This window comes from Butyricimonas hominis, assembly GCF_014287455.1.
Taxonomy (GTDB): Bacteria; Bacteroidota; Bacteroidia; order Bacteroidales; family Marinifilaceae; genus Butyricimonas; species Butyricimonas muris.
In genome coordinates this window covers 1-22,914 of the sequence record NZ_JACOOH010000004.1, presented here as the reverse complement: position 1 = coordinate 22,914, position 22,914 = coordinate 1, and the positions used below count along the sequence as shown (strand labels likewise).

General features: G+C 44.4%; 18 protein-coding genes and 1 rRNA gene. 18 read left to right on the top strand and 1 reads right to left on the bottom strand.

All coding sequences use genetic code 11. The features are described 5' to 3' along the window. Nucleotides 1–26: 26 nt before the first annotated feature. Nucleotides 27–983, top strand: coding sequence for an energy transducer TonB (locus H8S64_RS09245; protein WP_186975852.1), 957 nt, complete (start codon nt 27–29; stop codon nt 981–983). Here the strand turns inward: H8S64_RS09245 and H8S64_RS09240 are convergent. After that, a complete protein-coding gene (locus H8S64_RS09240; RefSeq protein ID WP_186975851.1) occupies nt 938–1,867 on the bottom strand; it encodes a DMT family transporter in 930 nt (309 codons plus the stop codon). The genes H8S64_RS09245 and H8S64_RS09240 overlap by 46 nt on opposite strands. Nucleotides 1,868–1,930: 63 nt before the next feature. On the opposite strand from H8S64_RS09240, the gene H8S64_RS09235 reads away from it, so the two are divergent. From H8S64_RS09235 to H8S64_RS09160, 17 genes are all read left to right on the top strand, one after another. Beyond that, the gene (locus H8S64_RS09235; protein WP_186975850.1) at nt 1,931–3,145 is read left to right on the top strand and encodes a dicarboxylate/amino acid:cation symporter; all 1,215 of its coding nucleotides are present in this window, start codon (nt 1,931–1,933) and stop codon (nt 3,143–3,145) included. A gap of 1,018 nt (nt 3,146–4,163) precedes the next feature. Next, nucleotides 4,164–4,961, top strand: coding sequence for a leucine-rich repeat domain-containing protein (locus tag H8S64_RS09230; RefSeq protein WP_186975849.1), 798 nt, complete (start codon nt 4,164–4,166; stop codon nt 4,959–4,961). A gap of 105 nt (nt 4,962–5,066) precedes the next feature. Continuing rightward, nucleotides 5,067–5,201 carry a hypothetical protein gene (locus H8S64_RS22970; protein WP_494545989.1) on the top strand — a complete coding sequence of 45 codons (135 nt, stop codon included), beginning with the start codon at nt 5,067–5,069 and terminating at the stop codon, nt 5,199–5,201. 56 nt (nt 5,202–5,257) lie between these two features. Further along, entirely contained in the window at nt 5,258–7,180 is a 1,923-nt protein-coding gene (locus tag H8S64_RS09225; protein ID WP_410026143.1) for an AMP-dependent synthetase/ligase, read from the top strand. Between the two features lie 74 nt (nt 7,181–7,254). Next, nucleotides 7,255–9,111 carry a (E)-4-hydroxy-3-methylbut-2-enyl-diphosphate synthase gene (gene ispG, locus H8S64_RS09220; RefSeq protein ID WP_186975848.1) on the top strand — a complete coding sequence of 619 codons (1,857 nt, stop codon included), beginning with the start codon at nt 7,255–7,257 and terminating at the stop codon, nt 9,109–9,111. Further along, complete coding sequence (locus H8S64_RS09215; protein WP_099291793.1) at nt 9,104–10,453, top strand: MATE family efflux transporter; 1,350 nt, start codon at nt 9,104–9,106, stop codon at nt 10,451–10,453. Before ispG ends, H8S64_RS09215 begins: the two co-directional genes overlap by 8 nt. Before the next feature lie 78 nt (nt 10,454–10,531). After that, entirely contained in the window at nt 10,532–11,155 is a 624-nt protein-coding gene (locus H8S64_RS09210) for a cytidylate kinase-like family protein (protein ID WP_186975847.1), read from the top strand. A 489-nt stretch (nt 11,156–11,644) separates the two neighbouring features. Continuing rightward, nucleotides 11,645–12,226, top strand: coding sequence for a sigma-70 family RNA polymerase sigma factor (locus tag H8S64_RS09205; RefSeq protein WP_186975846.1), 582 nt, complete (start codon nt 11,645–11,647; stop codon nt 12,224–12,226). Between the two features lie 18 nt (nt 12,227–12,244). After that, the gene (locus H8S64_RS09200; RefSeq protein ID WP_186975845.1) at nt 12,245–13,405 is read left to right on the top strand and encodes a FecR family protein; all 1,161 of its coding nucleotides are present in this window, start codon (nt 12,245–12,247) and stop codon (nt 13,403–13,405) included. A gap of 63 nt (nt 13,406–13,468) precedes the next feature. Then, a complete protein-coding gene (locus H8S64_RS09195) occupies nt 13,469–17,068 on the top strand; it encodes a SusC/RagA family TonB-linked outer membrane protein (RefSeq protein WP_099291797.1) in 3,600 nt (1,199 codons plus the stop codon). Nucleotides 17,069–17,077: 9 nt separating this feature from the next. Beyond that, a complete protein-coding gene (locus H8S64_RS09190) occupies nt 17,078–18,724 on the top strand; it encodes a RagB/SusD family nutrient uptake outer membrane protein (RefSeq protein WP_222621169.1) in 1,647 nt (548 codons plus the stop codon). A gap of 15 nt (nt 18,725–18,739) precedes the next feature. Next, nucleotides 18,740–19,357, top strand: a complete 618-nt coding sequence (locus H8S64_RS09185) for a hypothetical protein (RefSeq protein WP_141560937.1) — start codon at nt 18,740–18,742, stop codon at nt 19,355–19,357. Between the two features lie 7 nt (nt 19,358–19,364). Continuing rightward, nucleotides 19,365–19,877 (top strand): hypothetical protein, encoded by a 513-nt coding sequence (locus H8S64_RS09180; protein WP_141560938.1) that lies wholly within the window; start codon nt 19,365–19,367, stop codon nt 19,875–19,877. Nucleotides 19,878–20,170: 293 nt separating this feature from the next. Next, the gene (locus tag H8S64_RS09175) at nt 20,171–20,578 is read left to right on the top strand and encodes a LytR/AlgR family response regulator transcription factor (RefSeq protein WP_186975843.1); all 408 of its coding nucleotides are present in this window, start codon (nt 20,171–20,173) and stop codon (nt 20,576–20,578) included. 311 nt (nt 20,579–20,889) lie between these two features. Then, complete coding sequence (locus H8S64_RS09170; RefSeq protein WP_099292896.1) at nt 20,890–21,318, top strand: hypothetical protein; 429 nt, start codon at nt 20,890–20,892, stop codon at nt 21,316–21,318. Beyond that, on the top strand, nt 21,315–22,151 hold the full coding sequence (locus tag H8S64_RS09165; RefSeq protein WP_099291958.1) for an IS3 family transposase: 837 nt from the start codon (nt 21,315–21,317) through the stop codon (nt 22,149–22,151). The genes H8S64_RS09170 and H8S64_RS09165 overlap by 4 nt, the downstream gene beginning before the upstream one ends. 646 nt (nt 22,152–22,797) lie before the next feature. Beyond that, nucleotides 22,798–22,914 (top strand): 16S ribosomal RNA (locus H8S64_RS09160); the annotation flags it as partial.

Sequence of the window (22,914 nt, the reverse complement as noted above, 5' to 3'; positions counted from 1 at the left end):
GAAGTTCAATCAATAATATATTACTTATGGCGTTTGTGATAAAAAGAGCGTGGAAAACAGGACTATTCCTGTTATTCACTTGTTGGTTCACGGGAGTATCGGTCGCGGAAGTTTCCGCTTCGGTCAAAGATTCGCTCTCGTACGAAAACTATTGCAAGATGTTGGAACGGGAAACTCGTGTTCCGGTATCCGAAATTCCGAATGACGAGGGAATGAAGTATTTGCAGGAACGAATCAAGGCAATGAAAAAAGAGTACGGGAACGACAAGCGGGCGTATGCCGCGATGGTGGAGCAACTTCGGGTACATATCAGGCAGGAGTCCTATGACCATGCAAGGAGATTAATGATTACCGCGAAGTTGACGAATACCCGTATCGACGATCTGGAAGCGGTATGCTATTATTTTAACGGAGAGAAGTTGAAGTTGATGAAGGAACTTGGTCCGAAGAATTTTATTTATAATTATCTGGTGGCTTACCCGAAATTTGCTCACTTGAAAATTCTACAAGAGGCAAAAATACGGGAATTTATGAACGAGAACGACCGTCGTCGGCATTTCTTGAAGAATGTAATGCCCTACACTTTGTCTTATGGGCAGGTAGCAGACGAGGAGATGCTGAAAGATTGTTTTTATGTACAGATGCCGGTATTTGCCCAAGGAAACGTGATGGCATGGATTTCTCAAAATGTAAAGTATCCCCCTGAGGCAATAAAAATAAATGCCCAAGGGAAGGTTTTTGTCAGTTTCGTGATTGAAACCGACGGTTCTATCACAGACGTGAAGGTGGTAAAAGGATGCAATCCCTTTTTGGAGCAAGAAGCGAAGCGGGTAGTAAGATGCTTCCCGAAATACATCCCCGCTTGGTGTCCGATCAAAAAGCGTAGTTTCCGGACAACCTACACGGCGCCGATCAGTTTTCGATTATCCTCACCCCCTCATTTGCCTGATGATCTCTCCATGTCCGCCCGCGACTTACTTTGAGTCACGAGATACACCCCGGTAAAAACCAGCACGGCAGCCACGGGCTTATCCCACGTGAGGCGGTCTTGTCCCATAAGGATTGCCAGTGTGGCGGCAACGAGGGGTTGGGCGTAATTGTACATGCTGATTGTTGTCGGGCGGATGCGTTTCAACGCGATCGGGATAAAGAGATAGGCGAGGAATGTCGCAGCGAATACCACGTAAAACACGCTTGCCAAAGCGCTGAATGTCGTGTCGGGGGAGAATAGTTTTGCTTCTACCACTTCCTGTATGCTGAACGGGAACATGAGAATCGTGGAAAAAAGAAACATCCATTTCATCAACGTCACGGGACTGTAACGTTGCGCGATAGGTTTGGATATAACCAGATACGTGGCGTAACAGATCACGCTGATAAAACAAAGTAAATTACCCGTCATCGAGCTGCCGGAACCACCCGAAATCCCTACCGCGTAAGAGTGCCAGATGATCAGCACCGCCCCGCAAGCCCCGATAAGTACTCCGCCCGCTTTTTTCGCGGTGATCGGTTCTTTCAAGATTAAGGCTGAAATCAACATGACCATCATGGGATTCATCGTCACGATCAGTCCCGCGTCGATTGGCGATGTCATGCCAAGTCCTTTAATGAAAGTGAATTGATTCATGGTTGTGCCTAAAATGGCACAAAAAAACAGAATTAATAAATCTTTTTTACTTACTTTTTCGTTTAAGACAAACAAAGAGGTGATCCAAAAAGCGAGGGCACCGAATGACATGCGTAGGAACGTGAGCCCGATGGGGTCGATCCATTCCGGCATTAAGGTTTTGGCGATCGGAATATTCAATCCGAAGAGAATGTTAGCAGAGAAGATAGCGATGTGTCCGTGCCATTTATCTTTTGTCATAGGCTGATGTATCTATATTGTCATACGAAAGTAGCTTATTTTTGTAATATAAACAGTGAGTGTATGAAAAAAATAAAAGTGGGGCTATTGCCTAAAATTATCGTGGCGATTATTCTGGGTATAGTATGCGGATTTTTCTTTCCCGATTGGTTGGTAAGGATATTTTTGACCATAAATGGTCTGTTCAGTAATTTCTTGGGATTCATCATCCCCTTGTTGATCTTGGGATTGGTTGCCCCGGGTATAGCGGATCTCGGTAAGGGTGCCGGGCGTTTGTTGTTGATCACGGCTTTGCTGGCATACGGTTTTACCCTTTTCTCCGGCTTCTTCACTTATTTTGCCTGTGATCTGAGTTACCCGTGGTTGCTCGGTGATGCCGGAGAATTGCAACCGATAGAAGCCTCCGCGGCGGTGCCGCTGGCTCCCTATTTCACGGTGATGATGCCGCCGTTGATGGACGTGATGAGTTCTCTGGTTCTGGCATTTACTCTTGGCTTGGGAATGTCCGTGATTAACGGCGCAACCCTGAAAGGGGCAATGGAAGATTTCAAGGATATTATCAACAAAGTGATTGTCACCGTGATTATTCCTTTGTTGCCCTTGTATATCTTCGGTATATTTTTGAATATTTCCGGCTCCGGTCAGGTGTCCGGCGTGCTAGGCGTGTTCGTGAAAATTATCGTGGTCATATTCTTCCTGACCATTGTACTGTTGTTTATACAGTTCTTTATTGCCGGGTTCGTATCGAAGAAAAACCCGTTCCGCTTGTTCCGTAATATGCTTCCGGCTTACATGACGGCATTGGGAACACAATCCTCGGCTGCCACGATTCCCGTTACATTGGAACAGTCGATTAAAAACGGCGTGAACCGGGAACTGGCGGCGTTCGTGATACCGCTCTGCGCGACGATACACCTTTCGGGTAGTACGATGAAGATCGTGGCATGTGCCATGGCGATCATGCTTATGTCGAGTATGCCGATTTCTTTCGGGATGATGGCGGGCTTTATCTTTATGCTGGGTATCGCTATGGTTGCCGCTCCCGGGGTTCCGGGAGGAGCTATTATGGCAGCACTGGGATTGTTGCAGTCCATGCTCGGTTTCGATGAAACGGCACAAGGGTTGATGATTGCGTTGTATATCGCCATGGATAGCTTCGGTACGGCTTGTAACGTGACGGGTGACGGTGCTATCGCCGTGATCATGGATCGTATTAACCGGAACAGTAAGCATGTCGGCACGCGCGAAGAACTGGAAGAGGTAGCGGTAATCGAGTAATTCTCTCTATTACCTGTACGAGATAGGGTAGGAGTTAATATAATAGATAGTTTTACTAAGTATTAACGATAAATCAATTTCGATTTATTTCCTATTCAATTACTATTTTTTTACCTTTATAATAGGAGTTGAATGGGAGTTGAATAGGAGATGAATGGGAGTTGATATATAGAAAGTACAATTCTAATTCTATAATGGTACTTTTTTCAGTACTGTCCTCTCCTTGTTAATTTCGGTTAATTGGCAGGTCGTGTGAAGATAGACGCACTATTCTTTACCGTGATTTCAATGTTGGAAACAACTTCTTTATGTGGGGTATAGGGCTGTTCACGCGTATACAGGAATATAATTTAGCGCGGAGAGTTGTGAAAGAATTAAAATTTTTTCTACCTTTGTGTTATGGACTGTGCGGAGAGCCGCCGATGATGTCCTGTTTACAATGTTGAGGTTATAATTTTACATGGTTTAGGAGTAGCGACCTAGTAGGCAGAATTGCCATTAAACCGTGGAGATTGCAACACTCGCGTTGTTATATCTGTATATTCTTATGGATATATATTATAACGGCGTGGGGTTGCTTTTTTCATGATGGCGTTCGCTACTCCCATGAATTAAGCTAGCCCCTGCCGTTATCCTACGGCTCCGGGTTGACTTGTTCAGTCTGGAGTTTATTTTTTGAGGACTTCGGCTGAAATATAAATACTGGATAACCGGATGATTTTAGTATCGGGTTATTTTTCAACAAAGTAGACAAATTAGAAAAGTTTTTTTGTGCGGGTTTTAAATTGAACTTACAATGTTTGCAACCAGCTATTTAAGCCCGTGCTCGGAAAGGGGAAAGTTAGCTCCTCCCCTTTCCTTGTTTTGGAAAACGAGAGAGGGGAATAACCGGTAGGTGAATACCTTGACAAACTTAGAATACAGGAACGCGGGAGCCATACGCGACTACCACCCGCGTAAAGGGAGAAGGGTATGGCGTTTTGCCCTCTCCCGTTTTTACTAACTTAAATAACGAAGTATGGAACAACAGGAAGAAAAAATCGAGATAGTCGTCAACACGCGAAAAACTAAGGAAATAAGATTTTACGTGTACGCGGACGAGTGTACCGTGGATTGGGGTGACGGGAGCCGTGAATGTTACGCCACACCCAAGCCGGGTATTGAGGATTCGGATTACTGGCGGACACCTAAAAGACCCTATTGTGAACACTCGTACCGCGGGGTTAATCGCGTGGTCACGGTGACCGTTTCCGCCACGCGGTTATCGGAATTCATTATCGAGCATATCCCCGTGACGAGTGTCAGGATTCGGGATTGTGTCCATTTAGGTCATTTTTTTTGTATAGATTGCGGTCTGAGGCAATTGTACCTTGGCGATAGCCCGCGTTTGTATTACCTTAAATGTTCTTGTAACAATTTGCGTAAACTGGATTTGTCGGGTTGTTCCGGTTTGATGGGGTTGGAATGTGATTGCAATTACTTGACGGAATTGAATTTGTCCCGTTGTTTCAAGTTGCACACGCTCGCCTGCCGTTTCAACAGGTTGAAAAAATTGCGGGTTGCCGAGGGTGCGGAAAAAATTCATACCGTGAAGTGTTGTTACAATGATTTGTCGGCGAAAGAATTGAACCGGTTGTTCCGGGATGTCACTTGCTTGGTGGATTTCGGCTGTATAGATTACGGTTTGAATCCCGGAACTCGCGAAGCGGACAGGTATTGGCTTGACGAGCATCGTTGGCATATCACGAATTGTTACATGGAGAAGAAGACGGAAAGAATATTACGGGATGCCGGGATGGGTGGCAGGACAGAGTAATCCTATTTTGACAGTAGTATTTGTTATTTTCAAAAGTTATTGCGTAATTTGTGTAGCACTTTTTGTGCTACACAAATTACGCAATTTATAAATCATTGGTTATGAATAAAATATTCAATCAATTCGGCTCTTAAGGTGTTGATGGATAAAGAATACGTTTTTAAATCCGATAAGGGCTATCGCGTGTACGATCGTTTCATGGAATTGTGGTTGCAGACATTGCCTTATGGTAACTTATGACAACGAATGAAGCGTTTTGTTCGTAAGAATGGAAATTCTTTGTTAGCTTTGTGGGTATGATGAAAGATATGAAGACGATTATAGACTTATTCGAGAGAAGTTGTGAAATGTTTCCCGACAGACCTTATTTATGGGAGAAGAAGGACGGGGAATACAGGGCGACGACGTACACGGGGGTGAAACGGGAGGTGATGAACTTCGCCGGGGCATTGTGTATGTTGGGGTTGGAGCGTGGCGAGAGGGTGGCGTTGTTGAGCGAGGGGTGCAATAAATGGGCTTATTCGGAGCTGGGGATGTTGTATGCCGGGGGGGTGAACGTGCCGTTGTCGATTAAGTTGACGGATGGGGAGATTGTGTTCCGGATAGAACATTCACAAGCGAGGTTTCTGGTTGTTTCGTCGAATTTCCTGAACCGGGTGAAAGGGATTGAAGATCGGGTACAAGGCGTGGAGAAGATTATCGTGTTGGATTCCGCGGTGAACGAGGGGCGTTATATCGGTTTCGAGGAATTGCAGCGGAAGGGAGAGGAATGGTTGGCGGGACACCGGAACGAACTGGACGAAAGGGTGAAGGCTATCGACGAACGTGACCTCGTGAATATCTCTTACACGTCGGGGACGACTGCCGAGCCGAAAGGTATCATGCTCTCGCACCGGAATTACGTGACTAACGTGTTGCAATCGGATTCGCTTATCCGGATACCGGACTATTATAAAGTGTTGTTGTTCCTGCCGTGGGATCATAGTTTTGCCCACACGGTGGGGCTTTACTCGTTCATGTATAACGGGGCTTCGGTCGCGTCGGTGGATTACGGGCAATCGGGAATGGAGTATTTGCGCAATATTCCCGTGAACCTGCAAGAGGTGCAACCTCATATATTGTTGAGCGTTCCGGCGTTGGCAAAGAATTTCCGTAAAAATATAGAAGCGGGCATACGGGCACAAGGACGTTTCACGGAACGTTTATACCGGACGGGATTAAGGCTCGTTTATAAATACAACGGTTTCGGGGACGACCGGGGCAAGGGATGGAGATGCTTGTTGAAACCTCTGGTGAAATTGTGGGACGCGGTGTTGTTCTCGAAAATCAGGAAACAGGTGTTCGGGAGAAATTTGCGCTTCTTTGTCGGAGGCGGTGCCTTGTTGGATATCGAGTTGCAACGTTATTACGCGGCATTGGGCGTGCCGATGTTTCAAGGCTACGGGTTGTCGGAGGCATCCCCGGTGATTAGTTCCAACACGCCCGGGCGCCACCGTTTCGGTTCGTCCGGAACGCTGGTAAAACCGATGGATATCCTGATTTGCGACGAGGACGGGAAGCCGTTGCCTCACGGGCAGAAGGGGGAGTTGTGGATCCGGGGCGGAAACGTGATGGAAGGATATTGGCGCAACGAGAAAAGCACTGCCGAAACGGTTGTCGATGACTGGTTGCACACGGGTGATCTGGGATATCTGGACGAAGCGGGTTGGCTGTACGTGCTGGGGCGGTTCAAGTCATTGCTGATCGCGAATGACGGGGAGAAATATAGTCCGGAGGGTATCGAGGAAACGATAGCCGAGCAATCCGGGTACATAGATTATTGTATATTGTATAACAATCAATCGCCTTACACGGCGGGGTTGATCGTGCCGAATAAAGCCGCCTTGCGGGAATATGTCGGGAAACGGAACATGGAACCGGATTCCCCGGATTCCTATCGTTTGATGATAAAGAAGTTGCAGGAAGAATTGATGGCTTACCGGGTTGGCGGGCGCTATGCTAATTTGTTCCCGGAAAGGTGGTTGCCCGCGGTGGTGGCTATCCTGCCCGAACCGTTGACAGAGCAGAACGGGATGATAAATTCCACGATGAAAGTGGTAAGAACTCGGGTTTACGATCATTTTAAAGAAGAAATCGACTATCTTTACACCCCGGAAGGGAAGGATATGGCGAATAGGCATAACCTTCAGAATCTGAAAAGAATAATGAATAAAATTTAGAGTTTAGAATTTAAAATTTAGGATGTAGCGTGATGGGAATCTAAAATCTAAAATTTAAAATCTAAAATTAAAACATGGGTCGTCGGAAAACAAAACAAGTAAAAGTCGGTGATATTTATATCGGGTCGGAGTATCCGGTGCGCGTGCAGTCTATGTTGAACACGGACACGATGGACACGGAGGCTTGCGTGGAGCAGGCGATACGGATTATTGACGCGGGAGGTGAACTGGTGCGTATCACGGCTCCTGGGGTAAAGGAAGCGAAAAATTTAGCCAATATACACGCGGAATTGCGCCGGAGGGGGTACACTACACCGCTTTCGGCTGATATTCATTTCAACCCGGAGGCAGCGATGGAGGCGGCGAAACACGTGGAGAAGGTACGTATCAATCCCGGTAATTTCGTCGACAAGCGCGCCACGTTCCAGACGTTGGTTTACACGGACGAGGAATACGGGGAGGAGTTGCGGCGGTTGCGGGAGAAGTTCACGGCGTTTCTGGACGTGTGCCGGGAACACGGCACGGCGGTGCGAATCGGTACGAATCACGGCTCCCTGTCTGACCGGATTATGAGTCGCTACGGGAATACGCCTGCCGGAATGGTGGAGGCGACGATGGAGTACTTGCGCGTGTGTCGTGACGAAGAGTTTGATAACGTGGTGATCTCCTTGAAGTCCAGCGATTGCCGCGTGATGGTGGAGGCGGTGCGTTTGCTGGTGCGGCAGATGGAAAAAGAGGGGATGGATTACCCGTTGCACTTGGGAGTGACGGAAGCGGGAGAGGGGGAAGACGGGAGGATTCGCTCGGCAGTAGGTATCGGTACTCTCTTGAACGAGGGATTGGGCGATACTATCCGGGTTTCACTGACGGAGGAACCGGAACGGGAAATTCCCGAGGCATTAGCTTTGAGTATATTATGTGGTCGCGTTGACGTGGGTGTGGAACCTGTTAAGTTAGACGGGTGTTATTCGCGCCCGGTGCTTGTCGCGGATATATCCAAGGTGGATTGCATAGACGAAGCGGTGATGGAGAAATTGGATTTTCACGTGGCAGCGGTGAATGATCCGGTGTACGGCGATATGTTGCGAGGGGGAGTACGCGCCCCGGAGATTATTTATACCGAGGCACTGGGACCGGAATTGACAAAATTGCCGGATTCGGTGACCGTGGTCGTGCCTTTCGAGATGATAGATGTGGCGCATGTTTATAACCGTAAGGCGGCAGCGTTAATCAGTGACAAGGAGTTTCTTCGCCTTTCGCGTCCCGTGGAGGGAGATGGTATTTTCGTGGAGGTGCGTAACGGGAAGTTCATGAATGCCGATTTGGCGAGAAAATTGAAGGAGAATAAGTCGGCTGTCGTGGTGCTTACCTTGGATGTGGCTTCTGTTGCGGTGTACCGTGTTTACTTGGGGGGGCTTGAACGTTTAGGTATTGAAAACCGGGTGATTATTCGCTTGATATCGAAAGAGAAAGATGTATCGACGCTTCGTTTGTTGGCGGCGGCGAATTTGGGAGGTTTATTCTTGGATCGATTGGGATACGGGTTGTGGTTGTCTTGCACCGGGGTGCCGGATGCGTTCTATGGCGTGCAGTTGAGCCGGGATATTTTGCAATCGGCGGGAGTGCGCCGTTATAAAACGGAATTTATCAGTTGCCCGGGATGCGGACGGACATTATATAATTTGCAGGAGTCGGTGGCACGGGTGAAGGAGGCTTTCGGGCACTTGAGCCGTTTGAAAATAGCCGTGATGGGATGTATTGTCAACGGGCCCGGGGAGATGGGTGATGCCGATTACGGTTACGTGGGTGCCGGGAACGGGAAGGTGAACCTGTTCCGCGGGAAAGCGATGGTGCGCGTGGGTGTGCCGGAAGGAGAAGCTATTGAAGCGTTAAAACAATTAATTATAGAAAGCGGAGATTGGAATGACTGATGTAAAGGACAGCGCTCCACTTGTACTGGGAACGGAGAAAATCGGGAAGTTGCTGATGCAATACGCGATTCCCGCTATTATTGCCATGACGGCATCTTCGTTGTACAACATGGTGGACAGTATATTTATCGGGCATGGCGTGGGACCGTTGGCTATCGCGGGATTGGCTATCACTTTCCCGTTGATGAATCTGGCGGCGGCGTTCGGTTCGCTGGTGGGGGTGGGTGCCTCGACACTGGTGGCTATCAAGTTGGGGCAGAGAGATAAGGAGAGCGCCAATCAAGTGTTGGGCAACGTGGTTTTGATGAATGCTATTATCGGGTTGGTGTTCATGACGGTGGCTCTGGTGTTTCTTGACCCGATATTATTGTTTTTCGGGGCGAGTCCCGATACCTTGCCGTATGCCCGGGAATACATGGAGGTGATTCTGGGAGGTAATCTGGTTACCCATATTTACATGGGGCTGAATGAGGTACTGAGGGCGTCGGGCTACCCGAAGAAGGCGATGACGGCGACGCTGATGGCGGTGATAGTGAATTGCGTGTTGGACGCGTTGTTTATTCTCGTGTTCGAGTGGGGAATAAGAGGGGCGGCGTTGGCGACGATCGCGGCTCAGGTGATATCTTTGAGTTGGCAGTTGCATCACTTCTTCGATAAAAAGAGTTTCCTGCATTTCCAACGAGGCATATTCGGGTTGAAACGGCATATTGTCGGGGGAATGTTGGCTATCGGGTTATCGCCGTTCCTGATGAACCTGTGTGCCTGTTTCGTGGTTATTCTGATTAACAAGAGCCTGAAAGCTCACGGGGGAGATTTGGCTATCGGGGCTTACGGTATCGTGAACCGGGTGGTCTTTTTGTTTTTGATGATCGTGATGGGATTCAATCAAGGGATGCAGCCTATCGCGGGTTATAATTTCGGGGCTCGGCAATTTGATCGACTGAAACAGGTATTGAAATACACTGTCTTTTGCGGGGTGGCGGTGACGACTATCGGTTTTTTGGCGGGGCAGTTGTTCCCGCGGCCGATTATCTATCTTTTCACGTCGGACGCGGATTTGACTCGTATCGCGGTGGAAGGGTTGCGTATCGTGTTGATATTTTTCCCCGTGGTCGGCTTCCAGATGGTGACGTCGAGTTTCTTCCAGTCCATAGGGATGGCGAAGAAAGCGATCTTCTTGTCGTTGACCCGGCAATTGCTGTTCTTGATCCCTTCACTGTTGATTTTCCCGAATTTCTTCGGCACGGTAGGAGTCTGGATGAGTATGCCCGTGGCGGACGCCATCGCGACGGTTGTGGCGGCGTTGATGTTGAGGTGGCAATTAAAACATCTGAATGTGTAAATAAATTTGTACATAATGGACGACAGGTTTGGGAAAAAAACGGTAGTTTTGTAGAAGAAATAGCTTAAAGATAGACTTATGGAGAATTTTGTTATTACCGTCGGACGTCAGTTCGGTAGTTGCGGCAAGGAAATAGGGCACGCCTTGGCGAAGCGATTTAATATTGCTTTCTACGATAAGGAGTTGATCGCGTTGGCTTCCAAAGAGAGCGGACTTTGTCAGGAATTTTTTGAAAAGGCGGACGAGAAAAATTCGGGGAATCTCTTGCAGGCTTTTGCTGCTGGGTTTACGTTCGGGCCGTTCCAGTACAATGATTTCCTTTCGAACGATAAACTTTTTCAGATACAATCGGATGTAATCCGGAAAGTGGCGAATGAACACTCCTGTGTCATCGTGGGGCGTTGTGCCGACTATATTTTGCGGGACAACAAAAGATGTATCAACATATTTATCCATGCCGATATGGAAGAACGGGTGAAAACCGTGATGAATCGCCAGCATATTCCGGAACAGGACGCCCGCGAGCTGGTGCGCAAGATGGATAAGACACGTCCTAATTATTACAATTTTTATTCGGATAAAGAGTGGGGTGTTGCCGCATCCTATCATCTGTCGGTGGATTCTTCCCTGCTGGGGGTGGAGGGAACGGTTGATTTTATCGAACAGTTCGTGAAGAGAGCGCTGAATGAGGAAACAATTTAAGATTTATGATTTCGGATTTACGATTTAGGATTGGGAGTAATCTTAAATCGTAAATCAAAAATCATATAAACGTTTTATTTAAATATCCAAAATGCCAAGAGGGCAAGCAAGAGTATAGAGCCTAAAAATATAAAGGTGAAGCGGAAGTAATATAGCTTATCACTCTGTTCCTTGAGTGCGAATTCTTTTTCAGCTTGTTCCAATTCCTCTACCGAGAAATTTTTTGAATAGGGAGAATGTGATTTCTTTTTTTACTTCTGAATGAATATTGTAAATGTATAAAATTATTAGCAGAAATCAAATTATTATCCGGTAATATGTTAGATTATATGTTTTGAATTATACGATTTGTATAATTCAAAATAAATAATAACTATGCGCTTTCTTGATCTTTTTCTTAAATTAATTTTTTCTGAAAAAAGTTCGAATTTTCCTCACCCCTAAAACGTCTTTTTGGTGCTTTAGGGGAAAAGTGCTAATAATTGAAAAATGGCAACAGAAAGAATTCACATTGAAACATCGGAAATAGACCTGAAAGACGCCCAGATTTTCAAGGCTGTTTTCAATATGTTTTATCCTCGTGCCTACACTTTTACGTTGAAGTTGCTTCAGGACGAGGTCGTTAGTGCTGACATAACTCAAGAGGCTTTTCTGTACATGTGGGAAAAAGCATATTGTTTCCCGGATTTGCTTGCGTTTAAATCTTACTTGTATAGTTGTTTGAAAAACAAGACGCTGAATTATATCCGGGATTATAGGGTGGAGCGAGGAATGCAGGAATTGAAAGATGTTTTCGTGGATGAGGTCGACATTGACCATTTGATAATAAAGCAGGAATTGAAAGCCCGGATACTGGATGAGGTGAACAGGTTGGGAGGGGTGAAGCGGGATGTTATTTTATTACGATTGGAGGGATATAGTTATGATGAGATTTCAGAAGAATTGGGATTGAGTATAAACACGGTTAAAACTCATAAAAAGCAAGCGTATAAGGATTTAAGAATTCATTTGTCGGATTATAGCCAGTACGTTCTCATGTTGATTGTATTATTAGCAATATGTTTTTGTTAGCAAGTAAAAGGTATATCTATGAAAAAAATAAGGAAGGATATAGAGATAAGTGATTTACTTTACAGATCTCTGCGGGGAGAAATCACCGTTGACGAGAAAAAGTTGTTGGAGGCTTGGTGCTTGGAATCGAGGAACCGGGAGTTGTTTATGGAACTTCGGGAGGCGGATATTCTTTATGAGGGAATAGCGGATATGAATAACGTGGACACGGAAGCGCCTTTCAAAAAAATGAATGACAGGATAAGGCGCAGGAAACATGTGCGGATGATGAGATATTTTTCGGGGATTACTGCCGCGGTACTGGTGGTGGCGGTATTGTTTCTTTGGAGCGCAGAAGAAAAAGAACCGACAAGAGCGATTCCGCTTTCTTCTGTTTCCAAAGGGCGAATGGAACCTTTTGCGACTTTGGTGACGACCGGGGGGAAGGTTGTTTACCCGGAAGATTCTGTGAAACAATTGGCTGTAAACACGAGAGAGAGCAAATTTGTTTTTCCGGTAGAGGAAACGACCGACGAATCACAACTTGTCCAAATGCAGGAAATTGAATATAACGTGCTGACGACTTCTAAGCAAGGAAATATAAAAGTAACGCTGTATGACGGTAGCCACGTGTGGTTGAATGCCGGGAGTGAATTAAGATACCCGAATGCATTTGTCGGGAATAAACGAATCGTGTACTTGAAAGGGGAGGCATTCTTTGAAGTGGTGAAAGATGATGTCCATCCTTTTATTGTGAACACGGCTTCTGCCGTGATTAACGTGCTGGGAACAAGTTTTAACGTGAACGCTTATGATGTATCGTGCGTGACTACATTGGTGGAAGGCCATGTGCGAATGAAAAACGGGAAACGGGATAGCGTGGAACTTCGTCCGGGAGAACAGGCTTTTCTGACAAAGTACGGGGACATCAGGGTGCGTGAAGTCGATGTAAGATATTCCACGGGTTGGATGAATAACCTGTTTGCCTTTAAAGAAACACCATTGCGGGAGATCATGGATGTGCTGGGCGAGTGGTACGGCTACACGTTCCGTTTCGAGGACCCGAAAGTCGGGAATGTTTTATACACGACCATGGTAAAGAGATATCCGGATGTGGACAGCGTGTTGCGGGTATTGGAGGGAACGGGTGATTTCCGGTTTATAAAGATAAATGACATTATTATCATAAAAGGAAAATAGACAAAGAGCCTCGTATCTCTTTGCCTATCTCATACTTAAATTTCAAGTTAAAAACACAAATCTATGAAAAAAAAACCGATTCATTGCTCTTTAAAAGAGCGGATTTTTAGGAATGACAGGTTTTTAAGACAATTCCTTGCGTTATTGTCTTTGCTTGTCATAGGAAACGTGGGAATAACCGTGGCGCAAGCCGTCCCGAAGTTCACGGTGAATTTTAAGGACGCTTCGTTGACGGAAGTGCTGGATTATTTAGGGAAAAACAGCGACTATACCTTCACGTACAACAGTGAGAACGTGAAAAATGAAACCGTGAAGATTACCGAATCTTTCAAGGACGCTACATTGGAACAAGTTCTCACCAAATGTTTGGAAAAGACCCGTTTTGATTTTAATGTCGTGGAAAACCATGTCATTATAAAAAATAGGACGGTGTCAATGAATGAATTCCGTGTAAAAGGTAAGGTTGTTGATATGAAGGGACAACCTTTGCCTGGAGTGACAATTATGTTGGATGGTACTAAAGTTGGTTTTGTGTCAGATAACCAAGGGGCATTCAATGCAGTGATTCCGGTGGAGAAAGGAGTTCTTTCTTTGTCTTTTATCGGTTTTAAAACAAAAAAGGTGAATTTTGAATCTGGTAAAGAGCTGGTTGTTAAGATGGAAGAAGATGTGGCAGGGTTGGATGAAGTGACGGTTGTTGCGTATGGTGAACGTAAAAAGAGAGAGATGATCGGTTCGGTTTCCAGCGTGAAAGGGGATGAAATAAAGGAAATACCCTCTTCCAGTTTGGAGTCTCTTCTTCAAGGACGTATGGCGGGAGTAGAAATCACGAATATGTCCGGAGCTCCCGGTGGGGGTGGGGCTATTGTTGCTATTCGCGGTTATAATTCATTGATAGACCAAAATTCACTTTCGTTGGGTGATTACGGGGAACCTTTGTACGTGGTGGATGGTATTCCTATGCAGGGATTTACCTCGCCGGTAACGGGTACGAATACTCTTTCCGCTATTGACCCGGCTACCATTGAATCTATTGAAGTTTTGAAAGACGCAGCCTCTGCCGCAATCTATGGTTCTCGAGCAGGTCGAGGGGTTATTCTGATTACCACGAAAAAAGGGCGTGAAGGGGAAGCTAAATTTTCAGCGAATGTGTCCTATTCTTGGTCTCAATTGCCTTCGACTCCTGAGCAAACAGCGGGACGTGCAGTACGAGATTATGCGTTAACGGCGTTGAGAAACCAGACGAGGCCTTATCAGGATCCTGTAACCGGGATTTATAAATTTCCGCACAATTTGCAGGAAGCCTATGGCCTTTATAGTTATGGGGCAGTGTACGACGGTTTTTGGCATAAATCTTTAGTAGGAATTCAAGAAGGACAAAATCCTGTATTTAGTGTAATACAAGATAGTTTGAATCCGTTTTATAATAATGCCACAAACTGGTTTAAGTATGCGTTTCGAACCGGAAAAGTCTTAAATGCGAATATTCAAGCAAGTGGAGGAAGCGCTAGAACACAATATTTGATAGGTGCGGGAGTTTACGATGAAAAAGGGATCGGGTATGGTAGTGATTTTACCCGTGTAAATCTTTTGACGAACTTGAATGTTCAACCGGTGAGAAATTTCTTGGTAGATTCTCGGATTTCTTTGACTTATATGTCTCGACAACGAGGAGATGCAACCGGAGGAATGAAATCTGCTCAAAAGATTGAAAAGATGCCGGTGGATCCGACAAAAACATCATCATTTCTGCCGGGTGGTGGTTGGATAGAAGAAAAGTTGTTGGAAACGATCAACGAGCAATCGGAGAAGAACGAATCGTTTGATTTGAAGGCTTCGCTTGTTTTAAATTATGATATTCTTCCCGGTTTACGTTTGAGTTTGAATGGCTCGGCCAGCTTTAGTCTTGCCACATTGAATTTATTTTTACCGAGGAAATTAGATAAGTATGGATTGAACACTTCTAAATCTGAAATAGAAAGACGTCTGTCCGTGTTGAATGAAAATTTACTTAGTTATAAAAGATCATTTAATGAATCTCATAATATTGATTTGTTAGCGGGGCTTTCTTTCCAGAAAAACACGGGGAATTTTAATTTTGGACAAGGAAGAGGTGGTGCAAGTGATAAAATTCATTACATCTACGAGGGATTTCCTGAGTTACCGGCGGCTAATATGACGGTTGGCGATGGAGATAAAATACTTCAACACGCTCGGTCTGATTTCGAAGAAACTTCAATGGTGAGTTGGTTTGCGCGTGTTGCTTATAACTATAAGCAACGTTATTTGACAGAGTTTACATTCCGTCAGGATGGTTCTTCGGTTTTTGGTGATAAAAATAAATATGCGAATTTTCCTGCAGTAGCTTTAGGTTGGGCCTTTTCAGAGGAAAAATTCTTGGATTGGGCATGGTGGCTGAGTTATGGAAAATTTAGAGTATCGTATGGGAAATCGGGAGAAATATTTCCTGACGCCTATCGGGCGCATGGTTTGATGATTCCCGGAGGAGAATTTCTTGGGCGTCCGTTGATGAATATAGATGATAATGCGCTGAAGAACGGAGGGATGATTAATCGTGAGTTGAAATGGGTGAAACATGATCAATACGATTTCGGCTTAGATATGGATTTCTTCGATTATAGGTTAAAATTTAAAATAGATTATTATTATCGTTGGTCCACGGGAGTGATTGCTAATTCCAAGATCCCCAAAACGATTTATTTGTATGAAAATCGATGGGTGAATGCTAATGATATTTCCAACGAGGGACTTGAGATTGAAGTGGTCGGGGATATTATTCGTGGAGAAAACTGGAGTTGGAGAACACGTTTTAATGCTTCCCGTAACTGGAATCGTTTGAAAAAGACTTTTGATGGTAAAGACGTGGGATTAACGAACGGGATTCCTCACCATATGTTAGGTAAACCGTTATATAATTTGTGGGCATTCGTGCATGGGAAAGTCTATGAACATGAATCGGAGATTCCGACATACTATACGCCTAATGGTGAAAAATACACGATGTATTTGGCAGATAATAAATATCCTTTCGGCGTTGGAATGAAGGAAGTGGTTGATATGAACGGAGACGGAATTGCCGACTATCGGGATAAACGTAATATGGGACAAACATTGCCGAAAATATATGGTGGCTGGGCTCATGAGGTACGTTGGAAGAATTGGGATTTAAACGTGTTGTTGAATTACTCGTTCGGAAGAAAGATTGCTTGTATGTATCGTTCTGATTCAATGGACCCGAAAGAGGTTATTGGCGGTTCAAATCTTTACGTAGATCTTGATGATGTACGTTTCTGGGAAAAACCGGGAGATGCTGCGATAAAAGGGATTTATCCGCAATTATCCTATTTTGATGCGACGATGTTACAATTTAGTCTGATAGGAGGGGTTTTGTCTAGTCAGGTGGAAACGGTAAATTACGTGAAGTTGAAGCAATTAACTATTGGTTATAACGTGCCGAGAGAGTGGTGTCGAAAGATAAAATTGGATAATGTTCGGGTATTCTTTACCGGGGAGAATCTATTTACTATCACGGGTTATTCCGGTGAGGACCCAGAAGTCGTGAGTATATTTACCGGTATTGATAATTATCGGGCTTATCCGTTGGCTCGTAAGTTAACTTTAGGTTTAACTGTAAACTTTTAATAGGATATGATGAAAAAATTAATAATATTAGGATTGTGTGTGGCAAGCTTTACCGGTTGCGATAGTTTTATCGATTTGACACCGGAAAATGCAGTAACCTACACGAATGCCATGGAAACACCGGAAGAGATGGAAGCCGTACTTTCCAATGCTCAGGCTTGTTTTCAAGGGACATTTACAAAATTGAAAATACAAGAAAAAGCCGGGGCGTATTGTAATGGAGCGGTAGCGGGTTTCGGGGGACCTGCTAGTTACGTGGATGCTAAAGCGCATTTGTGGGATAACGAGATGATGAATACGGGATATTGGGGAGGACATTATGCTACTATCGGGTATGCCAATATCGTGGAATATAACGTGAAATCAAATTGGACCGAAGAGGCTAAAAACTATTTTTGGGGGCAAGCCGCTTTTTTGAAAGGGATGTGTTATTTTGACCTTGCTCGTTGTTGGGGGGAAGCTCCGGTTGTTGTAAATAATGATTATGAAGCTCCGCAAGTGGCAAAGAGTTCCAATCACGATTTGTTGGAAGAAGCAACTCGCAATGCGTTACGGGCCTTTCAGTATTTGCCAAGATATCGGGATTTGAAATATGCTGATGGAACGCAAATGGACAATCGGCAATATGGTAATAAAGAGAGTGCGGCAGCTTTATTAGCACACCTTTACGCGTGGAGAGCTGCAGTGGAAGAAGGAATTACTCCAGACAAGTCGAAAGAGTATTGGGAAGCTTCGGAGAAATACGCTTCGATGCTTGTTGATGCGAATGGAGAATTAGCAGGGTATGTCAACTTAGCTTCAACAATAGAGAATTTGCAGAAAAATACGTTGAATTCTCGTTATGGAGAAGAGGCTATTTTAGAGTTGGAATTCAACACGAAATATACACAAACTATGCCGGGAGAAGATTTTTACGTGGGTGCGAGTGCATGGGGGTATCCTTATAAGTATGGTTCTTATGAAGGAGATCGGATTGATATTAGTGTTAGCTGTAAATTAATAAACGATTTGTACGGAGAGAATACTGCGGATGAACGGAAGGTTGCTTATTTTGATGTAGAACATTATGATCCGGAGGCAACCTTTACCTGGCCGGATGAACCGGCTCGTATTGAGGTGTATGAACCTTTCCCGGGATGGGTTATGACGCAGGTTGTAGGGGGATTACCGGAGGTGGCTGTTAATCGAGCATACGTGAAAAAGTTTAATAAAGAATTTATATATACAGATGATCCGAATCAACCGGAAAAATACGTGAATATGGATTGTAATAAAATATTATGGCGTTATTCCGATATTCTTCTTTTAAGAGCTGAGGTACGAAATTTCTTGGGAAAAACGGACGAGGCAATCGCGGATTTGAATCGTATCCGGTCACGTGCAAAAGCAGATGCGTATCCGGCAGCAAATGATGCCAAGGGGTTACAATACGCTATATTCCAAGAGAGAGAAAGAGAGTTAATCTACGAGAACCATCGTTTCTTTGATATTATGCGAAATAAAGGATATTATAAAACGGAATTGCCCGCTAATTTCCGTATTTTGACAGAGCAGGAGGTGAAAGATGGTGCATTGTATTTGCCTATTGATAGGGATGCTTCGGAATATAACAAGTTAATGATGCCTAACAAGTACTGGTATAGTAAGAAATTTTAATTAAACGTTACGCTGATGAAAAGAATATATAGTATAGCAATTGTTTTGCTTGGTTTTATCGTTACATCTTGTGGAACGGATTATGGATTTATTGATACAGGGCTATCGAAAACACACGAGGAAAAAACAATGTATGAATATTTCCAGACAGATTCCTATAATTGGTCTTTAGTAAAACAGATGGTTGATAGAGCTGGCTTAAAATCGATGTTTAATGGGGAAGAATCTGATTATAAAGAGATCATGTTTCTAGGACCGGTAGATAATACGATTAGACGTTGGATGTGGGATCATGAATACCGGGAAGTGGAGGAAATTGATGCCGCATTGTGTAGAAAAGTTATATTGCGTTATGTCTTTAATAAAGTATATGAGCGTGAAGATGTTCCGGAGAAGACGTCAGAAACCGGCGATGGTGGCGTGAATCTTGTTGCGGCGGCGAATAATCCCGTGTGGTTTTATTCTGTTAAAACACCATTCCAAGACAATCCTAACGTGATGATAACCTCTTTGGAATTGGTTATGAAAGATAATGGGCAAAAAGCCTATATCGCTTCTTCCGGTATTAAAGTGAAAAACGGGATGCTACATTCTTTGGATGACTCACATAAAATAGGTACTGATATAAATTGATATGGTTATGAGAAAAATATTAGTAATTGGTTTTTTAATGACATTATTGGGAATTGCGGTTGGATGTCATGATGAAGATGTTAGTTATTTGGACGTTTCTGCTATGGAGTATCCGTTGAATTCAATGACTGTAATATCTGGGTTAACACTTGATGATACATTAACTATGAAACCGGGTAGTGCACCTTGGGATCCACCTACTTATCCTTATAAATCGAGGATAAAAAATAATGCGCCGTGGGTTTCACTGGGATTTTATGGAGGAACAGTGGAAGGGGCTCGTCCGTTACTCGTGACATTGGAAAGTGTAAAAGTAAAGGGGGAAAAAGCGAATGCAGAGGTGTTGAAAGAAGAATTGGTTATCGTGGGAGAAGGAAGATTGGAGATACCTTTGTACACGAAAATACCGCTTGGTGAATATGTCTTGTCTTTTCGAGTGGCGAATGTATCAGGGAGTGATGTTGTTGAAGACGCATTTACTGTTATCGTGACGGATGATAAAACACCTTGGTTGAATTGAATTTGGCAAAATATCAAAACGTGCGTGAGTGGTTTATAGTTACATGCGCAAAGAATAAGAAGTTTCACAGGTTGAAAATTAACAAAAATAAGAATTGAGATAATATTATCTTGATGAGAATAAAGAGGGAGTTGAACACAAATCGGCTCCCTCTTGTTTCGTATTTTTGTATTAATGGAGGGAAAAGGCGTTTCATCCCGTGTAATAAATGTCGATTTGACAATTATTCACTGTATACAAGTTAATCTCGTGCCCGTCGGTAAATATTTCATGAGGCATAAAATTAATTGTCAATGAAAACAAATTTATCGGGTGTAATCGCACCTTCACGCTTGTCACCGCTGGTGGCTGATGGCTTGTTTATTCGTCAAGACGGGTATTACAAGAAATATTTTTATGCCGATATCCTCTGTATCGAGGCATCGGGTAATTATTGTTATTTTTATTTTGAAGATAAATCCCGTGTTACAGTGGCATGTCGTTTGGGTGCCGTGGAACGGCAACTGCCGGACGCTTATCTTGTTCGTGTGCATCGGGGTTTTATATTGAACCTGCGTTATGTCGACACGTGGGCGGGCAATTCCTTGCGTGCCCGGGATAGATGGATCCCGATGGGTGATTATTACCGGGCAAACGTTTTGTCTTGTTTTAATATATTGGATACTTCCCGGGAGAACCCGAGAACGGGGGACGAGGAGTAGGTTTATTTAATATTCACCGGTCTCGTGGATAAGTTTATCGGCGGGCTCCGGTGGAAGGTTTGTCGATTTTGATGTAGTGTTTTGTTTGTCAATTTATTGATGAGATAGATTCCCGGTAAAGACAGGGAGTAATTCCGGAGAAGACAGGGAACAAAGTCCTTTTAAACTCCTTTCAAACTCGTTTCAAAAACCTTCCCGAAGGTCTTTGAAACGAGAGTGCCACGAGGGGGAAACGTGAGAGAGGGAGTATTCGTTGGGAATATGGTCTTGTATTACCCTGAAAAAAGTTTACTGTAAACCATAGTAAACCAATGTCAGAATTAGCAAAAATTATCAAACATCGTCATTTCCCCGTTCGGGTAAAATTGTCGGCAGTTCGTGATCGTTTGATCGAGGAACTAGATTACGCGGAGGTTTTAAGCAAGTATGATGTCAGTTCTTCTACCTTCCATGGATGGTTGACTAAATATAAACCCCGAGTGATGTCGGAAGCAAGTTATAAACGCTTATCTTTACCAGTGCATGATCCTAAAACTTTATTATCAATGACAGACAAGGAAGTTCAAGAACTGGAACACTTACGCGAGGAGTTAGAGAAACAAAAGGTACTTGTAGAAGCTTACGAGCTGATGCTTGAGTTAGCTAAAGACCGTCTTCACGTGGATGTAAAAAAAAACCACGAGGAGATGTTATTAGCGGGATTAGTGACCGCCAAAAAGCTCGGGAGGGCAAAGCGATGACAGCATACCTGTGCAACTCGCTAGGTTACAGCAAGCAGGCTTATTACAAGAGCCTTCGCTCGAGTAACGACGAGGAAGAACGTGAACGTTACGTTCTTTCCATTGTTGAAGAGATCCGTCGTGATTTGCCTCGTTTGGGGGTTCTGAAGTTGTGGCGGATGCTAACGGGTAACGGTTTGATGGTTGGTCGTGATTGGCTTTCCCGTTTGCTTCACCGGCATGACTTGATGGTAAAAATGAAGAAGTATCGCGTCATTACCACGGATTCCCGCGCGTGGCGTCACCAGTACCCGAACCTGGTGAAAGGCACTCGAGTCGAGCGCTCTAACCAAGTATGGGTTAGCGATATCACTTACCTGTCGACGGGCAAAGGTTTTGTTTACCTTTCCCTGGTGACGGACGCTTACTCGAGGCGGATCATGGGCTGGGATGTACACCCGACTCTGGATTCGTCTGGTCCGGTGAAAGCCTTGTACCATGCCCTAGAGACCGGAGAACACGGCTCTTTCAAGGACTTGATCCATCATTCTGACAGGGGCGGTCAATATTGTTCGGCCTTGTACACGGGGATATTGAAATTGCACGGGATACGTGTCAGCGTGACCCAGGACGGCTCTCCATACGATAACGCTATCGCCGAGAGGGTGAACGGGATTTTAAAGAGAGAATGGTTGAACGATATCCCGTTGAAGGATATTCATGACGCCAGGAAACACGTCAAGAGGGTGATTGAAATATACAACAAGAAAAGACCACACCTGGCCGTTTGTTGTCAAGTGCCGGAGCAAGCCTACAAGGACAAAATGAAAAAATTTGCCAGGGTAATGTTTTGAGCCGGGCGATTTTTCCTTCTCCCGGGGAATTCCCCGGGAGAAGGAAAAGAAAGTAAACCTTTGATAGGAAGTATCATTTATTTAAAGTAAACTTGTAACAGTAGATTACAACAATACTACATTTTTTAATTTATTGAATATCAAATCGAGTAAACCAATTTCAGGAAACTACATATTGACTATAAAACCGTGTGTGATAGATGGTGTAGAATCAAGAGATGTCCACTCGTGTGTTTCTTCAAGGCTTTGATGTCTAGTGTTTTGTAAAAAACTTTAAAAATACTGGTCAGAAAATTTGGAAAAAGGGAATTTCTTCGCTTATCTTTGCACCCGCTTTCGAGAGAGAGGGCAGGCGACGGGAGAAGCTTAAACGAGATACTGGAACGAGAGGTTTTAGAAACCGCCGAAAAAAAAGTTTTGAAAAAAGCTTGAAAAAATTTGGAGGTTGAAAAATAAGCATTACCTTTGCAGCCGCTTTCACGATGAAGGCCGGAGGGCAGGATAGAGGGGCGATAGGAAACGATAGAAGAAGAGTTCTTTAAGATATTGAATGAACAACGTAGCGAGCGTGAATCGAGCCGACGAGATGTCGGGATTCATGAAACACATGACCCTTGCCGGAATAAAATTTCTGAAATTAACTATTACAATGAAGAGTTTGATCCTGGCTCAGGATGAACGCTAGCGACAGGCTTAACACATGCAAGTCGAGGGGCAGCATAAGGTAGCAATACCTTGATGGCGACCGGCGCACGGGTGAGTA

Excerpts from the sequence above, each read along its gene's own strand:
- H8S64_RS09170 (WP_099292896.1), top strand. The coding sequence starts at position 20,890 with ATGTCAGAATTAGCAAAAATTATCAAACATCGTCATTTCCCCGTTCGG.
- H8S64_RS09245 (WP_186975852.1), top strand. The coding sequence starts at position 27 with ATGGCGTTTGTGATAAAAAGAGCGTGGAAAACAGGACTATTCCTGTTA.
- H8S64_RS09215 (WP_099291793.1), top strand. The coding sequence starts at position 9,104 with ATGACTGATGTAAAGGACAGCGCTCCACTTGTACTGGGAACGGAGAAA.
- ispG (WP_186975848.1), top strand. The coding sequence starts at position 7,255 with ATGGGTCGTCGGAAAACAAAACAAGTAAAAGTCGGTGATATTTATATC.
- H8S64_RS09185 (WP_141560937.1), top strand. The coding sequence starts at position 18,740 with ATGAAAAGAATATATAGTATAGCAATTGTTTTGCTTGGTTTTATCGTT.
- H8S64_RS09190 (WP_222621169.1), top strand. The coding sequence starts at position 17,078 with ATGAAAAAATTAATAATATTAGGATTGTGTGTGGCAAGCTTTACCGGT.
- H8S64_RS09195 (WP_099291797.1), top strand. The coding sequence starts at position 13,469 with ATGAAAAAAAAACCGATTCATTGCTCTTTAAAAGAGCGGATTTTTAGG.
- H8S64_RS09200 (WP_186975845.1), top strand. The coding sequence starts at position 12,245 with ATGAAAAAAATAAGGAAGGATATAGAGATAAGTGATTTACTTTACAGA.
- H8S64_RS09180 (WP_141560938.1), top strand. The coding sequence starts at position 19,365 with ATGAGAAAAATATTAGTAATTGGTTTTTTAATGACATTATTGGGAATT.
- H8S64_RS09225 (WP_410026143.1), top strand. The coding sequence starts at position 5,258 with ATGATGAAAGATATGAAGACGATTATAGACTTATTCGAGAGAAGTTGT.
- H8S64_RS09230 (WP_186975849.1), top strand. The coding sequence starts at position 4,164 with ATGGAACAACAGGAAGAAAAAATCGAGATAGTCGTCAACACGCGAAAA.
- H8S64_RS09240 (WP_186975851.1), bottom strand. The coding sequence starts at position 1,867 with ATGACAAAAGATAAATGGCACGGACACATCGCTATCTTCTCTGCTAAC.
- H8S64_RS09175 (WP_186975843.1), top strand. The coding sequence starts at position 20,171 with ATGAAAACAAATTTATCGGGTGTAATCGCACCTTCACGCTTGTCACCG.
- H8S64_RS09210 (WP_186975847.1), top strand. The coding sequence starts at position 10,532 with ATGGAGAATTTTGTTATTACCGTCGGACGTCAGTTCGGTAGTTGCGGC.
- H8S64_RS09165 (WP_099291958.1), top strand. The coding sequence starts at position 21,315 with ATGACAGCATACCTGTGCAACTCGCTAGGTTACAGCAAGCAGGCTTAT.
- H8S64_RS09235 (WP_186975850.1), top strand. The coding sequence starts at position 1,931 with ATGAAAAAAATAAAAGTGGGGCTATTGCCTAAAATTATCGTGGCGATT.
- H8S64_RS09205 (WP_186975846.1), top strand. The coding sequence starts at position 11,645 with ATGGCAACAGAAAGAATTCACATTGAAACATCGGAAATAGACCTGAAA.